Annotated in this window: 2 protein-coding genes; both read right to left on the reverse strand. The window is 37.0% G+C overall.

The window, feature by feature from the left end; all coding sequences use genetic code 11:
* Window positions 1-43: 43 nt before the first annotated feature.
* Window positions 44-922, reverse strand: a complete 879-nt coding sequence (locus tag Q4550_RS23155) for an IS3 family transposase (RefSeq protein ID WP_303536521.1) — start codon at window positions 920-922, stop codon at window positions 44-46.
* A gap of 8 nt (window positions 923-930) precedes the next feature.
* Window positions 931-1,227, reverse strand: coding sequence for a helix-turn-helix domain-containing protein (locus Q4550_RS23160; protein ID WP_303536524.1), 297 nt, complete (start codon window positions 1,225-1,227; stop codon window positions 931-933).
* Window positions 1,228-1,299 lie beyond the last annotated feature (72 nt).

Here is a 1,299-nt window from a genome sequence, read left to right on the forward strand (position 1 = left end):
TTGAAGTGACCCCTGTCAAGTAGACAGGAATTAAAAAGCATTTTTAAGCAGCCTGAGCTCTATACTTATAGGGGCTCAGGTTGTTTAATTTCTTTTGAAATCTTTGGTGATTGTAAAATCGTATGTATTTGTGGACTGCAAACTTAACCTCTTCAGAGGTTTGGAAAGAGTATAAGTAAAAACATTCTGTTTTAAAGTGGCTGAAAAAGTTCTCCATACATGCATTGTCCCAACAGTTTCCTTTTCTGGACATACTTGATTTCATTTTGTACTTATTAAGCAGTTTGTTATACTGTTTCGAGGTATACTGGAACCCTTGGTCACTGTGGAGCATAATGCCTTTTACGCTTCGTTTTTTTCTAGCCTTCTTCACTGTATCCATGACTAATTTAAGATCGTTTCTTCTACTGATTTCATAGGCTATTATTTCGTTATTATACAAATCCTTAATGGCAGATAGATACAGTTTTTGTCCATTAAAAATTAAATAGGTAACGTCGGTTACCCATTTTTCATTTGGTTTTGAAGCTGTAAAGTCCCGATTCAAATGGTTATTTGAGATGACATAAGCTTCCTTCTTACCATAGTAAGGTCGCTTCCTTCTGATAACAGCTTTAAGGCCTAATTCTCCCATCAAGCGTTGAACTCGTTTGTGATTCATATGTAGATTATGCATCGTCTTAAGCCAGGTCTGTACTCTTCTATACCCATAGATCCCTTTAAGTTTTGTGTGACACTCCATAATCAATTTTTTGATTTTATGATCTTCTACCTGTTTAGGAGAAGAGGATTCTTGGCGTTTTAACCATTTGTAGTATCCAGCCCTTGATACACCTGTAAGCTCGCATAAGAGTTGAACGGTGTACTTCTTAGACATCTCTTTAACAACCTCATACTTCGTACTAGTAAGTACGACTTCCATTCCCCCTTTTACTTTCCTAAGAGCTTTTTTAGCATTTCATTCTCAGCTTCTAATCGTTTAATTTTTTCTTCTGGATCCTCAGGACGTGTTCTTGGTCTTCCTATCCCAGGTCCTTTAGCTCTCCCACGCTTCTCCTCGAGGCCCTTTATTCCTTCTGCCTCAAAGTGTTGAACCCATCGGCGTACCATTTTAGGAGTTATTTCTAATTCTCTACCTACTGTTTTGTAGCCCATACCTTCTTTCAGATACATATCTACAGCTTTTTTCTTGAATTGAATATCATATGTTTTATTAATTTTACCCATAGAAAAATCCCCTCCATAATAGACAGCTTAGTGCGCTTTCTTTTTTCTGTCTACTATGAGGGGATCATATCA

The sequence above is a fragment of the Anaerobacillus sp. 1_MG-2023 genome, from assembly GCF_030547345.1.
Classification (GTDB): domain Bacteria; phylum Bacillota; class Bacilli; order Bacillales; family Guptibacillaceae; genus Guptibacillus; species Guptibacillus hwajinpoensis_B.